Origin of the sequence: Bradyrhizobium guangxiense, assembly GCF_004114915.1 — a bacterium.
GTDB lineage: Bacteria > Pseudomonadota > Alphaproteobacteria > Rhizobiales > Xanthobacteraceae > Bradyrhizobium > Bradyrhizobium guangxiense.
The window spans coordinates 3,469,448-3,483,882 of record NZ_CP022219.1; the positions used below are offsets into that span (position 1 = coordinate 3,469,448).

The 14,435-nt window shown below is 63.7% G+C and carries 12 protein-coding genes; 3 read left to right on the plus strand and 9 right to left on the minus strand.

Annotated features, from left to right (window positions below):
* Positions 1-182: 182 nt before the first annotated feature.
* From X268_RS16440 to eno, 4 genes are all read right to left on the minus strand, one after another.
* Positions 183-734: an NADPH-dependent FMN reductase gene (locus tag X268_RS16440; protein ID WP_128925911.1), complete on the minus strand. Its 552-nt coding sequence runs from the start codon at positions 732-734 to the stop codon at positions 183-185.
* Positions 735-919: 185 nt separating this feature from the next.
* Entirely contained in the window at positions 920-1,918 is a 999-nt protein-coding gene (locus tag X268_RS16445) for an MBL fold metallo-hydrolase (protein ID WP_128925912.1), read from the minus strand.
* Positions 1,919-2,034: 116 nt separating this feature from the next.
* Positions 2,035-3,168, minus strand: a complete 1,134-nt coding sequence (locus tag X268_RS16450; RefSeq protein WP_128925913.1) for a zinc-binding dehydrogenase — start codon at positions 3,166-3,168, stop codon at positions 2,035-2,037.
* A gap of 45 nt (positions 3,169-3,213) precedes the next feature.
* On the minus strand, positions 3,214-4,497 hold the full coding sequence (eno, locus tag X268_RS16455; RefSeq protein ID WP_128925914.1) for a phosphopyruvate hydratase: 1,284 nt from the start codon (positions 4,495-4,497) through the stop codon (positions 3,214-3,216).
* Between the two features lie 172 nt (positions 4,498-4,669).
* On the opposite strand from eno, the gene X268_RS16460 reads away from it, so the two are divergent.
* Entirely contained in the window at positions 4,670-5,647 is a 978-nt protein-coding gene (locus tag X268_RS16460; protein ID WP_128925915.1) for a Vgb family protein, read from the plus strand.
* Positions 5,648-5,698: 51 nt separating this feature from the next.
* Positions 5,699-6,151 (plus strand): preQ(1) synthase, encoded by a 453-nt coding sequence (gene queF / locus X268_RS16465; RefSeq protein ID WP_128925916.1) that lies wholly within the window; start codon positions 5,699-5,701, stop codon positions 6,149-6,151.
* On the opposite strand, the gene glsA is transcribed toward queF, so the two are convergent.
* From glsA to X268_RS16480, 3 genes are all read right to left on the minus strand, one after another.
* Complete coding sequence (gene glsA / locus X268_RS16470) at positions 6,148-8,022, minus strand: glutaminase A (RefSeq protein WP_128925917.1); 1,875 nt, start codon at positions 8,020-8,022, stop codon at positions 6,148-6,150. The genes queF and glsA overlap by 4 nt on opposite strands.
* Positions 8,023-8,190: 168 nt before the next feature.
* A complete protein-coding gene (acmB, locus tag X268_RS16475) occupies positions 8,191-9,384 on the minus strand; it encodes a methyl acetate hydrolase AcmB (protein WP_128925918.1) in 1,194 nt (397 codons plus the stop codon).
* 56 nt (positions 9,385-9,440) lie between these two features.
* Entirely contained in the window at positions 9,441-11,081 is a 1,641-nt protein-coding gene (locus tag X268_RS16480) for a flavin-containing monooxygenase (RefSeq protein ID WP_128925919.1), read from the minus strand.
* A gap of 314 nt (positions 11,082-11,395) precedes the next feature.
* Here X268_RS16480 and X268_RS16485 point away from each other — a divergent pair, with 314 nt between their 5' ends.
* Positions 11,396-12,283: a helix-turn-helix domain-containing protein gene (locus tag X268_RS16485; RefSeq protein ID WP_128925920.1), complete on the plus strand. Its 888-nt coding sequence runs from the start codon at positions 11,396-11,398 to the stop codon at positions 12,281-12,283.
* 52 nt (positions 12,284-12,335) lie between these two features.
* On the opposite strand, the gene X268_RS16490 is transcribed toward X268_RS16485, so the two are convergent.
* Both X268_RS16490 and kdsA read right to left on the minus strand, forming a co-directional pair.
* Positions 12,336-13,544, minus strand: a complete 1,209-nt coding sequence (locus tag X268_RS16490) for an MFS transporter (RefSeq protein ID WP_128925921.1) — start codon at positions 13,542-13,544, stop codon at positions 12,336-12,338.
* Positions 13,544-14,392, minus strand: a complete 849-nt coding sequence (kdsA, locus tag X268_RS16495; protein WP_128925922.1) for a 3-deoxy-8-phosphooctulonate synthase — start codon at positions 14,390-14,392, stop codon at positions 13,544-13,546. Before kdsA ends, X268_RS16490 begins: the two co-directional genes overlap by 1 nt.
* Between the last annotated feature and the right edge of the window lie 43 nt (positions 14,393-14,435).

A 14,435-nucleotide genomic window follows, 5' to 3' on the forward strand; every position in this document is an offset into this window, starting at 1 on the left:
GTTAAGGGAGTGCTAACTCGCCCCCACCGCGCGCCGCGCTATCAGACCCTCATGGTGAGGAGGCGCGAAGCGCCGTCTCGAACCATGAAGGCCCATGTTGCGCCCACGGCCATCCTTCGAGACGACCGCTTCGCGGTCTCCTCAGGATGAGGACCTCAAGCGTGGCCGCGGGTCACTCCGCCTCAGCCCTGGTTCTTCGCGACGTGCGCGGCGAAGGCGTCGATGTATTGCTGCAGCACCGTCTTCAGGGAGTCCTTGGTCAGGTTGCCCTCGGCATCGAAGGCATCGCCGACGCCGTTGAGGTAGATTTCCGGCTGCTGGAGCAGCGGACCGGAAATGCCCGGCAGGATGTTCTGCAGGTGCTTGGCCGCGCTGACGCCGCCGAGCGGACCCGGCGAGTTCGAGATGATGCCGACCGGCTTGCCGAGGAACGAGCTCTTGCCGTAGGGGCGCGAAGCGACGTCGATCGCATTCTTGAGGACGCCCGGGATCGAGCGATTATATTCGGGGGTGACGAACAGGACGCCGTTCGATTTCTGCAGCTTGTCGCGGAAGGCCAGCCAGTCCGCGGGCGGCGCCCCCTCAAGATCCTGATTGAAGAACGAGATGCCCGCCGGCGTGATGACCTCAAGCTTGAGCGTATCTGGAGCGAGCTTGGCGAGCGCGTTGGCGATCTTGAGCGAAAAGCTCTCCTTGCGCAGGCTGCCGGCGATAACGACGATGTTGTAGGCCATGGTTGTCCTTGAGACCTTGAGAGGAAAGTGCCGCATGGCACTTAAACGACCCGGACCATTTGATGCAAGTGCATGAACCGGATTGATTTGGAAACGCAGCGTTTCGCGAAAGCAGATGGTTGTCCCAAAACAATCGGGCCGCCAAAGCGGCGGCCCGACCTTTCGTGCAAAATGTCCAATTCAGGTCAGATCGTCGGATTCCACGCCGACGGGATCAGGCGATATTTCGCGCCGTCCTTCTCGACATGGCCGACCGACGGAAACGTGAAGTGGAAGCCGATCACGGTCGCCTTCTCCGCCGCCGCCATGTCGTAGAACTTGTGGCGCGTCTCCTGCGCCATCGCGGCATCGTTGTCGAACATCACGTGCCAGTCCGGATTGCGCAGGAAGAATTCCGGAATGTTGGTGACGTCGGACTGTATCAGCACCTTGGCATCGCCGGAGGCGACCGCGAACGAGGTATGGCCCGGCGTGTGGCCCGGGGTCGCGATCGAGGGGATGCCCGGCGCGACCTCCTTGCCCCACTCGTATTTGGTGACTTTGGACTCCAGGCCGGCGAAGGTCTTCTTCACGTTGGCGAAGTAGCTCTTCATCATCGGATTGGACTCGGCCTTGCCTGCGTTGTCCTCGCTGGTCCAGAACTCCCAGTCCTTGCCCGGCACCATGATCTCGGCATTGGGGAATGCCAGCGCGCCGTCGGCAAGGCGAATGCCGTTGGTGTGATCGGGATGCAGATGCGAGAGCAGCACGACGTCGATGTTCTTCGGATCGACGCCGGCGGCCTGAAGGTTCTGTAGGGTGCGGCCGACCGCGCCCTTGCTCGGCTCAAGATTGGCGATGCCGTTGCCAGTATCGATCAGGACGAGCTTGGAGCCGGTGTTGATGAGCTGCGGATTGAACGGCACCGTGACCATGCCCTTCGGCATGTAGGCCGCCTCGCCCGCGGCCAGAGCTTCTTCCTTCGGTTTGTTGGCGACGAACTTGTCGGGCATCGGGAAGGTGCGCGCACCGTCATTGATCGAGGTGCACTCGAAGCTGCCGACCTTGTAGCGATAGAAGCCTGGTGCCTGCGTCCCGGCTTGCGGCACTGCGGCATTGACGGTGGCCGGACGAAGGCCGGTAATGACGGCCGCGCCGACGGCAGCGGCGCCTGCAAGCAGGTGACGGCGATTGAGATCGGTCATGGAGAGGTCCCCTTCTGAGCCCTTGCGGTTTTCCGCATTCACTGGCGGCGGAATAATCTCCCGCTTCGCTCAGAAGGCAAGACCTTCGCTCGGTGACCTGCCGTCGCAGATCGCGATTATTTATTTGGGTTGATGAGGAATTTTTCGCCGGTAGCGCGTTTGGCGTACACCGCGATGTTGGCGGGATCGAGCACCTCGGCCAGCGACACCACCTTGGTGTAGTGGCTGGCGAAGGTGGTCTTGAGCTCGGACGCGACGCGCTGACGCAGGCGGCCGATCTCGGCTGGACCGATCTTCTGCAGGAACGGGGTCAGCAGCCAGCCGCCGACCCCCCAGGTGAGACCGAACGACCGGCTCAACTCGGTTGGACGGTTGTCCAGGCTGCCGTAGATATAGACCTGCTTGTACACGTTGGAGCCGTAGCGGCTGTATTCCTTCGCGGTCTTGTTGGCCGCAACTTCCATGGCGGTCAGGATCTGGCTGGCCAGCTTGCCGCCGCCGATGGCATCGAACGCGATCGTGGCGCCGGTCTCGACCAACGCATTGGTGAGTTGGTCGGTGAAATCAGGCGCGCTGGAATTCACGACGTGCTTGGCGCCGATCTTGTGCAGGATATCGGCCTGCTCCTTGCTCCTGACGATGTTGACGAGGCCGATGCCGTCCTTGATGCAGATCTTGTTGAGCATCTGGCCGAGATTGGACGCTGCGGCCGTATGCACGAGCGCCTTGTGGTTCTCACGCCGCATCGTCTCGGTCATACCGAGCGCGGTCAGCGGATTGACGAACCAGGACGCACCGTCGGCGGCCGTGGTGCCCGCCGGCAGCTCCATGACGTCGCGGACCTTCAGCACGCGGTACTGCGTGTACATCGCGCCGCCGATCATCGACACCGTCTTGCCCATCAGGGCCTTGGCCGCGTCCGACGATCCGGTCCGGATCACCGTGCCGGCGCCCTCGTTGCCGACCGGCAGCGACTGATCGAACCGGGCCGCCATCATCCGCATCGCAGCCTCCGGCATTGTCGCGGTGATGACCGGCATCTCCTTGGTGCCGGACGCCTTGGCGGCCGACATGTCGGCGGGCCCGATCAGGAGGCCGAGGTCGGAGGGGTTGATCGGCGTCGCCTCGACCCGGACCACGACCTCGTCCTCGGCCGGCTCCGGCGTCGGGATGTTCACGAGGGACAATTCCAGCTCGCCGCTCTTCTTGAGCAGTGAACGCAGTTGCAGTCCGGACGTGCCGTCGCTCATGTCGATCCTCCCCTGTCCCGCCTTTTCGCGAGCCCAGGCGCTGGCTTATGCCAGCGCCTTCAATGCAGCCTTGCCGCCGTAGAGCGCCTGCTTTCCGAGCTGCTGCTCGATGCGCAGGAGCTGATTGTATTTGGCGGTGCGGTCGGAACGTGCAAGGGAGCCGGTCTTGATCTGACCGCAATTGGTGGCGACCGCGAGGTCGGCGATGGTGGAATCCTCGGTCTCGCCGGAACGGTGTGACATCACCGAGGTGTAGCCGGCCTTGTGTGCCATCTCGACGGCGGCGAGCGTCTCGGTCAGCGTGCCGATCTGGTTGACCTTGATCAGGATCGAGTTGGCGCGGCCGGTCTTGATACCTTCGGCGAGGCGCTTGACGTTGGTGACGAACAGGTCGTCGCCGACCAGCTGGCACTTCTTGCCGATCAGGTCGGTCAGCTCCTTCCAGCCGTCCATGTCGTCTTCCGACATGCCATCCTCGATGGTCACGATCGGATAACGCGAGACGAGGTCGGCAAGGTATTTGGCCTGCTCGGAGATCGAACGGGTCTTGCCCTCGCCCTCGTAAACGTACTTGCCGTCCTTGAAGAACTCGGTCGAGGCGCAGTCGAGGCCGAGCATGATGTCGGTGCCCGCCTTGAAGCCGGCCTTGCCGATCGCATTCATGACGAAGTCGAGCGCGGCATCCGCCGACGGCAGGTTCGGGGCGAAGCCGCCCTCATCGCCGACATTGGTGTTGTGGCCGGCCTTCTTCAGCTCCGACTTCAGCGTGTGGAAGACTTCCGCGCCATAGCGCAGGCCCTCGGCGAAGGAGGATGCGCCGACGGGCAGGATCATGAATTCCTGGAAGTCGATCGGGTTGTCGGCATGCACGCCGCCATTGATGATGTTCATCATCGGCACCGGCAGCAGGCGGGCCGAGGTGCCACCGACGTAACGATAGAGCGGCATGTCGAGCGAGTTCGCGGCCGCCTTGGCGCAGGCCAGCGACACGCCGAGGATGGCGTTGGCGCCCAGCCGGCTCTTGTTCGGCGTACCGTCGAGGTCGATCATGATCTGGTCGATCTGCGCCTGCTGCTCGACATCGAGGCCGCTGAGGGCTTCGAAGATCTCGCCGTTGACGGCGCCGACCGCCTTGGTGACACCCTTGCCGAGATAGCGGGCCTTGTCGCCGTCGCGCAGCTCCACCGCCTCATGGGCGCCGGTCGAGGCGCCCGACGGCACCGCGGCACGGCCGAGCGCGCCATCTTCCAACACGACATCGACCTCGACGGTGGGATTGCCCCGGCTGTCGAGGATTTCACGGCCGATGATGTCAATGATGGCGGTCATGTGCACTTCCGTTCGTTGGGTTTGATCGGTTCGCCGCGGGTCTTACACGGGCCGCAAGCAAATGTGAACGCTTGAGGGTGGCCCTTCGACTGACGCCTGAAGTCGCCGGGATTAAGCTCGAGACACCGGGTCAGCGCGTGCATCCTCAATCCCAGGCAGTCGGGGTAACGCCATGAATCGCCGCCAGTTTCTTGCCTCCAGTACCGCCCTGTTCGTGATCCGCCCGGGTTTGGCCCAGGAGGGCCCGTTCCGGACGAAATACTTCCCGATCAGTGCCGGCATGGGCCTGCACGATCTCACGCCCGCCCCTGACGGTTCGATCTGGTTCACGGCGCAGGGCAAGGGCCTGCTCGGGAGACTCGATCCCCGGGATGGCAGTTTCAAGACGGTCAGTCTCGGTCAGGGCGCCGCTCCGCATGGCGTGACCATCGGCCCCGATGGAGCGCCCTGGATCACCGAGGGCGGCCAGAACGCGATCGCGCGGGTCGACCCCTCCGACCTCAAGGTCACGCTGTTCCGCCTGCCGGAAAAGTTCGCGTCCGCCAATCTCAATACCGGCGTGTTCGACAAGCAAGGCACCTACTGGTTCACCGGCCAGTCCGGCTATTACGGCCGCCTCGCGCCGAAATCCGGCGAAATGAATGTGTTCAGGGCGCCGGGGGGTGTCGGCCCCTATGGCATCACGGTGACGCCCAAGGGCGACATCTGGTACGCCTCGCTCGCCGGCAGCTATATCGCCAGGATCGATTTGGCGAGCGGCAGCGCCAGCGTGGTCGCGCCGCCGACACCGGGCCATGGATCACGGCGTGTGTGGTCGGACTCGAGGGGCCGGATCTGGGTCAGCGAGTGGAACAGCGGCCATGTCTCGGCGCACGACCCCGCCGACGGGTCGTGGAAGACCTGGAAGCTGCCGGGCGAGCGCCCCCGCGCCTACGCCGTCTTCGTCGACGACAAGGACAAGGTCTGGCTGACCGACTTCTCTGCCAACGCCATCGTGCGTTTCGATCCCGCGACTGAGAAATTCAATGTCTTCGCGAGCGACAAGGCCAATGCCAATGTGCGCCAGCTCGACGGGCGGCCGGGTGAGCTCTGGGGCTGTGAATCCGGCAACGACCGCATCGTCATGATCCAGACGATCGCCGCCGGTTGACGGCGGCCGCGATTGCGTCCATCCCGGCGTCCGAAACAGGATCCAACGACGATGGCGAAAAAATCCCTTCAGCTCGGCCGTGCGGTCGAGTGGCCGCACACACCGGAAGATGCCCAGCTCGACCGCGTGCCCAATCCGCAAAAGGGCACCGACTATCTGGTGCGTTTCACCGTGCCGGAATTCACCTCGCTCTGCCCGGTCACCGGCCAGCCGGATTTCGCCCATCTGATGATCGACTACGCGCCGGGCGCGTGGTTGCTGGAATCGAAGTCGCTCAAGCTCTACATCGCGAGCTTCCGCAACCACGGCGGCTTCCACGAGGACTGCACCGTGATGATCGGCAAGCGCATCGCATCCGAGATCAAGCCGAAATGGCTGCGCATCGGCGGCTACTGGTATCCGCGCGGCGGCATCCCGATCGACGTGTTCTGGCAGACCGGCCGCGTGCCAAAGGGCCTGTGGGTGCCCGAGCAAGGCGTCGCGCCCTATCGCGGGCGGGGCTAATAAGCGCTCAGGAGATCGACCTTAGTGTTGGCGGCGACGAGCCGCCGCGCTAGGATGGCGGCGAGGTTGCGCATGATTTTCAGCGACGTCTCCGGGTGCAGCCGGCGGTAGTCGGCAAAGCTGTCGAGCGGCAGTTCGAGGCAGGTGACGGGCGTGTCCGCGAAAACGTCGGCGCTGCGGCTTTGCTCCAGGATAGCCATCTCGCCGAACTCCATGCCGGGACCGAGAGACGCGAGCCGCACGCCGCTCGGCAGCTTCACGCTGACCATGCCGCTCTGGAGAAAGAACAGCGAATTGGCGGGCTGGCCGGCGGCGACGATGCGGTGGCCGGCAACGTAATGCCGCGTGGTCGACAACTTGACGATGGCGGCGATCTCGTCGGCGTCAAGCTCGGCAAGCAGCGCCTGTTCGTGAAGATGCGCGCCTTCTTTCACGTCGGTGAAGCCGCCGAAGCGGTAGATCACCTGATCCTCGGCCCATTCGACGGCGTCGTCCAGCAGTGCAAAGCGCCGCAACCGGCGCGGCTCAGCGGTGCGCGCCGCGATTGCGGTCCACACCGCCGACGTCGCCTCGAAGCCGGACAGGATGGCGGTGACACCGGCATTGCCGAGCGCGCCCAGCGTCTCGCCCAGCAACTCGGCACCGGCGGTGGTGATGTCGGGGACGCGGCGGAAGTCGATGATGAGCAGCGGCGCGTTGGGTGGCTCTTCGACGAGCCTTCGCGTGACATAGTCGATGGTGCCGAAATTCATCGCGCCGACCAGCTCGAGCACGCGGATGTCGCTGTGGCGCTCGTCGAGGATCTGCTGCTCGTGCGGCTGGCGGCTGCGGCGCGAGGAGATGCCGTAGACGTCGTAATCCGCCATGATGCTGGTGCGGACGTCGGCGTTGCGGTTGAGCATGTGCAGGTCGAACCGCTCCGACAGCGCCTCGCAGACCTTGAGGCCGCGGACGCTGTTGAAATGATTGTCGAGCAGCGGCGAGAAGGTGCCGAGGCCGAGCTGCGACGGCAACGCCGCAACGATGCCGCCGCCAACGCCGCTCTTGGCGGGAATGCCGACGCGATAGGTCCACTCGCCGGCATAGTCGTACATGCCCGAACTCGTCATGACCGACAGTGTCCGGGCGACGATGTGCGGGGTGATCACCTGCACGCCTGTCACGGGATTGATGCCGCGGTTGGCGAGCGTTGCCGCCATCACCGCGAGATCGCGTGCAGTCACCAGGATGGCGCATTGGCGGAAATAGACGTCAAGCACGGCATCGACGTCATCCGGCAGCACCGCATAGTTTCGCAGCAGCCAGGCAATCGCCCGGTTGCGGTTGCCGGTCGCCGTCTCCGAGGCATGCACGGCCTCGTCGACACCGAGCTCGCGGCCTGCGAACTGGCTGAGCTTGGCGCGCACGCGCTCGAAGGCCCCCTTCCCCTCCACCTCATAGATCAGGCCCGAGCAGGCGATCGCGCCGGCATTGACCATCGGATTGAAGGGGCGGTTGTCGCTGGTGAGTCGGATCGAGTTGAAGGCCTCGCCGCTCGGCTCGACTCCAATGGTGGCCGAGACTCGCGCCTCGCCAACCATCTCCAGCGCCAGAGCAAAGACGAAAGCTTTGGACACCGACTGGATCGTGAAGGGCACGTCGCTCTCGCCGACCTCGTAGACGTGCCCGTCGATCGTGACGAGCGCGATGCCGAAGTGGCTGGGATCGGCGCGCGTCAGCTCGGGAATGTAGTCGGCGAGCTCGCCGGAATTGTCCGTCCTGAATTCCTCGTAGCAGTCGCTCAGGAAACGCCGCAGCGGCGGCTTGGCGGGATATCCGGTCGACCGGGCCGCTTCGGCTGGACTGAGCAAACGGATCGGCTGGGCGTCCACGATGTCACACCTCGAGTTGCCCTGAATAAAAGCAATTCGTGTGCCATGTATACGACCGCCGCGGTGTCATGGTGAGGGACCGGGCCTAAGACATAGCTCGGTCACGTTTGGACATCGAGAGAAAACGGCCTCGGCCGACAGCGACGAGGCCGCTCTCGCATCGTGGTCTTAGCTTGCCAGGCGCTGCCTCAGGCTTTGGTAGAACGCCGTCTCGAAATTCATATAACCGATGAAGGACGTCGGATCGCCGAAGGGCAGAATCTGGGTGGCCCAGACCCCGCCGACGTTGTTCTGCCGATCGATCCAGTAGAACAGGTTGGCAAGCCCGGCCCAGCCCAGCGCGCCGGCGGGACGTCCCGTCGGGGCCTCCTCGTCGTTGATCATGAAGCTCAGCGCCCAGGATTTGGATTGGCCCGGAAAAAACTCCGCGTCATTGCACAACGACGGGATCACGCCCGTGATTGGCGTCACCTTCGTGTTGCCCAGATGGTTCTTTTCCGCCATCCGGACAGTTTCAGCTTTCAGCACGCGGCCGTGCTCGCCAGCCCCGTCGTTCAGCCACATGCGGATAAAACGCATGTAGTCGCCGACCGTGCCGTACAGGCCGTGGCCGCCCATATGGACTTCGGGCTTTGCCGGAAGCTCGAAATCCATCGGCGTCAGCGACCCGTCGGCGTTTCGCGCGTGGATGCCGGCCAGTTTCTGGCGCATCGCGTCGGTCAGCTCGAAGCTCATGTCCTTGATCCCGAGCGGTTCGAAGATGCGCGTCTTGAAGACTTCACCGAGTCGCTTGCCCGTGATGGCCTCGACGATCTGGCCGCACCAGTCGAGGTTTGTCCCATAGTCCCAGCGCTCGCCAGGATCGAACAGCAGCGGGGTCATCAGGCAGGCCTTGGTCGCGGTGATCACGCTGGGCTGCCCCTTCTCCTGGGCCAGTCGATTATAGGTGTGATTGATGAAATCGTAGCTCAGGCCCGCAGTGTGGGTCATCAGCATGCGCGTGGTAATATCGCGCTTCGGTGCCCGCAGGATCGGCTCGCCCGCCGCATCGAAGCCCTCGATCACCTGCAGCTTTCCGATCTCGTCCTCGTAGCGCTTCGCGGGCGCATCGAGATCGAGCTTGCCCTCCTCGACGAGCTGCAGAACGGCCGTGCCGGTAATCGCCTTGGTCGTGGAGAAAAGGGCAAAGACACTGTCGGTGGACATGTCCGCCGGCTGATCGAGCCGGCGTTTGCCAGCCGCGCCTTCATAGATCTTGCGCCGGCGGTCCGTCACCATTGCGACAACGCCGGGCACGCGCGGCGTGGATGTGACGACGCCATCGAGAACGGCATCTGCCGTCGCGCCAAAATTCATGGTCATGATCGTCCTTCCCGTGCTGGATTGATTGATGTGATCGATGCTCGCGTCGCGAGCGCTCATTGCATCGCGAAGCCCTCGTAACCGTTCATAGCGACCTCATCGCACTTCTGCCGATACGCGCCGACGCCACCGCAGTACGACAAGACGCGGCGCGGCTTGCCTTCGACGTTCGAGCCCAGGTACCAGGAATTGGTTTTCGCGATCAGCGTCGCGTTCGCGATCTCGTCGTGATGGGCCACCCAGCTGTCCTGGGCGTCCTTTGTCGGCTCGACCACCGTCAGATCCTTGCTGCGCATGTACTTGATGCAGTCATCGATCCATTCGACCTGCTGCTGCAGGCACGTGGTCATGTTGCACAGCGCCGCCGACGGAGCGAGCGGAACGGCGGTCGTGAACAGGTTGGGATAGCCGTGAACCTGCAGGCCCATCGTGGTGCGGATATCCCTGCCCCAGTCCTCGCTCAGCGATCGACCGCCGCGGCCCCTGATATCGATGCGCGTCAAGGCACCGGTGCCGGCGTCGAAGCCAGTTGCAAGGATAATGATATCCAACTCATGAACGGTACCGTCAGCGGTCTGAATACCCGTGGGCGTCACGCGATCGATCGGATTGCTCTTGACGCCGACGATCTCGACGTTGGGACGATGGAAGACCTCGAGGAAGTTCTGCTCCAGCGGTACACGGTGCGTTCCGAACCCATATTCGGCAGGAATCAACGCATCGCACAGCTTCGGGTCCCCGAGCCGCTCGCGCATCTTCTCGCGCACGAATTCGGAGATCTCGGCATTGACCACTGGGTCGAAGAACAGCTCGGCGAACGAGGATATCCATAGCTTCAGCGAACCGTCATTCCAGCAAGCCTCGATCACCGCGCGGCGGCGCTCCGGCGTGAGGTCTGCCCAGGCGTGCTCGAAATCGTATTCGAAGCCGGTGAAAGTGCGCGGCAGGCGTTCAGTGAGCGACTTGAACCTCGACTTGTAGTCCTCGACATCCGCGGCTCCGAATTTCGGATTCTTCATCGGGATGATGTATTGCGGCGTGCGGACGAACACCTTGAGATGGCCGACATCGCCGCCGATCGTCTGGATGACCTGGATGCCGGTCGCACCGTTGCCGACGACTCCGACGCGCTTGCCTGTGAGGTCGACAGGCTGCTTCGGCCAGCGCGCCGTGTGGAACAACTGCCCCTTGAAGGTCTCCTGCCCCGGAAACGACACGTAGGGAGCCGACAGCATGCCGCAGCAGGCGACTAGAAACTGGGTGTCGATCACGTCGCCCCGGTCGGTCGTGACCAGCCAGCGCTGCGTGGCCTCGTTGAAATGCGCGCTCTTGACCGTCGTGCTGAACTGGATGTCCTTGCGCAGATCGAGACGGTCGGCGACGTAGTTCATCCAGCGTTCGATTTCGGGCTGGCCCGGAAACTTCTCGCTCCAGCTCCAACCCTGATAGAGCTCCTCGGAGAAAAGATACTGATAGATGTAGGCCTCGGAGTCGAAACGCGCGCCGGGATATCGATTCCAATACCAGGTGCCGCCGACGCCTGCCGCGGCGTCGATCCCCCTGACGCTCAATCCCTGCTCGCGCAGACGATAGAGTTGATAGAGCCCGGCGACCCCGGCTCCGATAACCACGGCATCGAACCTCGCTGTTCCATGCGAACCGTTGCTTCCATTGGATTTGGTCAGGGCTTCCGCCATTTTTTCCTCCTCGGTGATTTTTGAGTGCGCACGACCTTCCCCACCCGTCATGCGATGGAATGGTGGTGCAGCGCGTCATTGTTGATCCCGTCAGTACGGGATGGGAGAAAAGCTATGAGTATTCCGGCGGCTGGAGCTTGAACAAATCGGACAATTCTTTGAACGAAGCCGCAGGCTCCCTTGCCGGGACTGCAGTTTGGCAGACGGCTCGCTTGGCAAATGGCAAAACCGGCCTATGCTCGTCTCCGCCGTTCGGCCAATGAGAAGCAGAAGCGGTCAACCGCGCCTTAGAATCAGGGAAGGAGTCTCGCGCGATGGGCCAATTCATCACGGTCGAGGAGCTGCCACACTACGCTCCCGGCCAATTGATGCTGGACAGTTCCGCGGTGGGCAAGACTGACTTCCGGCTGCGCGTCTTCCGCTATGCGCCATCCGACATCTGGGTGCCGCCTTCCGAGAATTTCCTGATCGTCGTCTATCGCGAAGGCGCAACGTCGATGAACCGCCGCGTGACCGGCGGCTGGAAGCAGGATCACGTCGGACGTGGCGTCACAACCCTGCTGACACGTGCGGAGCCTTCGAGCTGGCGCTGGAGCAATGACCTCGAAGTCAGCCATTTCTACATCTCGCCGAGCCTGATGACGAAGACCGCGAGCGAGGCATTCGACCGCGACTCAGGAAGCGTCGAGCTCCACGATCTGCTCAGGATCGAAGATCCGGTGCTGACCTGGATCGGCGACCGGATGGTGCAGGAAGTGTCCGAAGGCGGTCCGGGCGGCCGGCTCTGCTACGATGCGCTGGCACTTCAGGCGAGCGTGCACATCTTGCGAAGATATGCCTCGGTGGAGTTCAAGTTGCCCTGTCCGCAGGGGCGCTTCAGGCCAGCGCATGCAAGGCTGATCGAGGACTATGTCGAACAGAACATCTCCAGGAACATCACGCTCGAGGAGCTAGCCAATATCTGCAACTGCTCGCCGGTGCAGTTCGCGCGCAAGTTCCAGGTGCACTATGGCATGCGGCCGCATGCCTATGTCCTGAGCCGCAAGCTGGAGCGCGCCCGCCAACATCTGCGCAAGGATCGGCTCGCCCTGAAGGAAATCGCGCTCTTGAGCGGATTTTCCGATCAAAGCCATCTCAATCGGATTTTCCGCAGACATATGAACGTCACGCCAGCCGAGTATCGCAAGAGCTGCGTGAGCTAGCCTCCTTCCGAGTCCTGCGATCCAACCGGACATGCATCGTGTCGCCGCCCCCTCAGGCGAGCGCGTCGGACGGTGCCCGCTGCCTGAGCAGCCGGGCGCAGACCAGGCCCAGCACCACCATGATTGCGGCGCTCACGAGCAGCGTCGGAAGCTTGCCGCCATGCTGGAGACCGAGGCCATAAGCGATTGGCCCCACGGTCTGCCCCATGAAGAAAAAGAAGGAATGCAGCGACATCGCCGTCGCCCGCGCCCCGATCGACAGTTCGCTGGCGAAGACTTGAAGACAGCCATGGGCGATGTAGAAGCCCCAGCCCATCACGATCAGATTCAGCGCCTGCACCTCCCAGCGTGGACCAAAGGCGACGGCGACAAGCTGCGAGGCCACCAGCGTCATCCCTGCGATCATCATGCCCTTGACGCCGAGCCACGGCAGCAGCCGCGACACCGTCAGCGTGTAGAACAGGCCGCCGACGGCAAAGCCCGCGATGACGAGGCCCGCGATCGAGAGCGAGGTCTGGCCAAGCTCGAACAGGAACGAGGCGATGTAGGGAAACAGGCCGAGCACGCAGCAGCCTTCGATGAACACCGCGGAATAGCAGACATAGGCGTTCGGATTGGTGAAGATGGTCCGATAGCCGGCCTTCAGAGCCGACAGGCTCGTCTTCGGCGGATGCTTGACCCTGGCGCCGCGAAAGCCGGCGGCGACCGCGATCGATGCCACGATCACGAGCCCACCGAGCACCGCGAGCACGCCGCGCCAGCCGAGAAAGTCGCCGATCAGGCCGGAGGCCGAGGCGCCGAGCAGATTGCCGGTCATGGCGCCGGCAAGCGTGCGGCTGATCGCGACCTGCCGCTTCTCGGGCCCGACGAGGTCGCTGGTGAGACTGAGCGCCACCGGGAACACGCCGCCCGAGCCGATGCCGGCGAGGACGCGGGTCGCAAACAGGACGGAGAACGAGGTCGAGAATGCGCCCAGGATGTTGGCGAGGCCGAGCAGCGCGAGGCAGCCGATCATCAGCCGCGTCTTGCCGAACAGATCGGCGGCAGCGCCGATGATCGGCTGGGTGATCGAGAAGGTGAAGGCGAACACCGCGGCAAAGCCGGCGGCAGTCGCGATGCTGACGCCAAAATCCTCGGCGACGTGCGGCAGCACCGGATCGAGCGCGCGCGCCGACAAGGCCGCGGCAAAGCTTGCGCCTGATATGACGTAGAGCGCCGTCGGCAAGCCGTGATCGTGCGGCCGCGCCTCGCCTTGCTGCATCAGCGCGAATTCTTTGCGAGCGCGTCGAATGCCATCAGCCTGGCGATCAGTCCCTCGAACTCGCGCAGCGGCACCATGTTGGGACCGTCCGAGGGCGCGCGGTCGGGATCGGGATGGGTCTCGATAAAGACGCCGGCAACGCCGACCGCGACCGCGGCGCGTGCGAGCACCGGGACGAATTCGCGCTCGCCGCCCGAGGAGGTCCCCTTCCCACCCGGCTGCTGCACCGAGTGCGTCGCATCGAAGATCACGGGCGCACCGGTGGTGCGCGCCAGGATCGGCAGCGCGCGCATGTCAGAGACCAGCGTGTTGTAGCCGAACGATACCCCGCGCTCGGTGACGAGCACGTTGGGATTGTCAGCGCTGGTGATCTTCGCGACCACGTTCGCCATATCCCACGGCGCCAGGAACTGCCCCTTCTTGACGTTGACGACCTTGCCGGTCGCGGCCGCGGCGAGCAGCAGATCAGTCTGCCGGCACAGGAAGGCGGGAATCTGCAGGACGTCCACGGCCTGCGCCACCTCGGCGCATTGCGTGACCTCGTGCACGTCGGTCAGAACAGGCAGGCCGAGCGAGGAGCGGATCTCGGCGAAGATCGGCAGCGACTGCGAAAGCCCAAGGCCGCGCGCCGCCGAAGCGCTGGTGCGGTTGGCCTTGTCGAAAGAGGTCTTGTAGACAAGGCCAATGTTCAGCCGCGCCGCGATCTCCTTGAGCGCGGAGGCCACCTCCAGCGCGTGCTGGCGGCTTTCGAGCTGGCACGGTCCCGCAATGATCGAGATCGGCAGATCGTTGCCGAATTTGACGCTGCCGATGCCGACGATCGGCGCTGCTGAATGCGAAGAGCTCAAGGCAAATCCCTCGTTTCGCCGCGACCATAGCCGCCACGAAGGT